Genomic DNA, 1,698 nt, shown 5'->3' with positions numbered 1-1,698 from the left:
CAGCCGGTCGAGCGGCGCGGGCAGCCCGCGCAGGTCGGGCGGCGCGGTGCGGGCGCGGGCCGCCATCACGTAGGCGTCGCCCTCGCCGAACGGGTGCCCGCCCAGCCCCGCGTACGCGATGAGCGAGCCCCACGCGAACACGTCGCCGGCCGGGCTCGTCCGCCCCTCGAACACCTGCTCCGGAGCGATCCAGCCGGGCGTGCCCATCACCATCCCGGCGTTGGTGTGGCGGGACGCCACGTGCGTCGAACGGGCCAGCCCGAAGTCGATCACGCGCGGACCGGCCAGCGTCAGCATCACGTTGGCGGGCTTGAGGTCCCGGTGGACCAGCCCGGCCGCGTGGATCGCGGTGAGTGCCGCCGCCACGCCCACCGCCGCCGAGTGCAGCACGGAGGGTGACAGCGCCCCGTGCTGGATGAGGTGGTCTTCGAGCGAGACGCCGTCGATGTACTCGGTGACGAGGTAGAGCACTCCGTCGTCCTCGCCGTGGTCGAGCACCCGGGCGGTGCAGAACGAGGCGACCTTGCGGGCGTTGGAGACCTCCTCGTGGAAGCGCGCCCGGTAGACCGGATCGGCGGTGTAGTCGCGGCGGATCGCCTTGAGCGCCACCTGCGCGCCGTCGGCGGCGCGCGCCAGGTAGACGGTGCCCATCCCGCCCGAACCAAGGCGGCTGACCAGCTCGTAGGGGCCGACCGCCGGCGGATCCTCGGGCGTCAGCGGAGTGCCCGCGGAGCGGCCTTGCTGCCCCAACGTCGCTGTCCTCTCGCCCTCGTCATCCGCGCCTCAACCGACCGATCCTCCGCCCGGCATGCCCTTTTCCACCCCAGACTCTAACGGAGGAAGGGCCCGCCCGTTGGCGACGTGACACCCTCGGCTCGTACGGGCACCCACGGTCCCCGGCCGCGCGCCGCCAGAGGCCCCGGGCGTCCGCGTGGCGTCAGCGGAGGGCGGCGGCCTCGGAGGCCAGCTTCTCCACGCGGCTCCAGTCGCCCGCCGCGACCGCGTCGGCCGGGGTCAGCCAAGTGCCGCCCACGCAGCCCACGTTCGGCAGCGCGAGGTAGTCGGCCGCGGTGGACGGCCGGATGCCGCCCGTCGGGCAGAACCGGACGTCCGGGAGCGGCCCGGCCAGCGACTTCAGGTACGGCACGCCGCCCGCGGCCTCCGCGGGGAAGAACTTCAGCTCCTTCAGCCCCCGCTCCGCCAGCGCCATCACCTCGGACGCCGTCGCCGCGCCGGCCAGGTAGGGGGCCCCGCTCGCGTCCATCGCCTCCACCAGCGACAGGGTGGTGCCGGGGCTGACCAGGAAGGTCGCGCCGGCGTCCAGCGAGGCCGCGACGTCACCGGGGGTGCGGACGGTCCCGGCGCCGATCACGGCCCCGGGCACCTCGGCGGCGATGCGGCGGATCGCCTCCAGGGCGACGTCCGTACGGAGCGTCACCTCGATGGCCGGCAGGCCGCCGGAGACGAGCGCCCGCGCCAGCGGCACGGCGGTGTCGACGTCGTCGATCACCACGACGGGGATCACGGGGGCGAGGTCGAGCAGGCTCATGGGTGGTTCTTCTCCTCATTCCCCTGGTCGGGGGCGTGGTCGTCTTCGGTCGTGTCCAACGCGTGGGCGCGGGCCCGCCACGGCGTCGCCGTCACCGGCCTCACCGGCCAGCCACGGCGTCACAGGCCGGCCGGCGCGGGCCGGGCCCT

The 1,698-nt window shown here is 75.1% G+C and carries 2 protein-coding genes; both read right to left on the bottom strand.

All coding sequences use genetic code 11. From position 1 onward, the window contains the following. The coding region (locus DQW85_RS23420; RefSeq protein ID WP_162795285.1) for a serine/threonine-protein kinase at positions 1–750 on the bottom strand (750 nt) is incomplete at its 3' end. A 187-nt stretch (positions 751–937) separates the two neighbouring features. Continuing rightward, positions 938–1,549 (bottom strand): bifunctional 4-hydroxy-2-oxoglutarate aldolase/2-dehydro-3-deoxy-phosphogluconate aldolase, encoded by a 612-nt coding sequence (eda, locus tag DQW85_RS23415; protein WP_113702242.1) that lies wholly within the window; start codon positions 1,547–1,549, stop codon positions 938–940. Positions 1,550–1,698: the final 149 nt, after the last annotated feature.

The organism is Nonomuraea lactucae, from assembly GCF_003313395.1.
Classification (GTDB): Bacteria; Actinomycetota; Actinomycetes; order Streptosporangiales; family Streptosporangiaceae; genus Nonomuraea; species Nonomuraea lactucae.
Note: the sequence above shows the minus strand (reverse complement) of the source record. Positions and strands in the feature narration are given on the sequence as shown.

Coding starts and splice junctions, on each gene's coding strand:
- eda (WP_113702242.1), bottom strand. CDS start 1,549: ATGAGCCTGCTCGACCTCGCCCCCGTGATCCCCGTCGTGGTGATCGAC.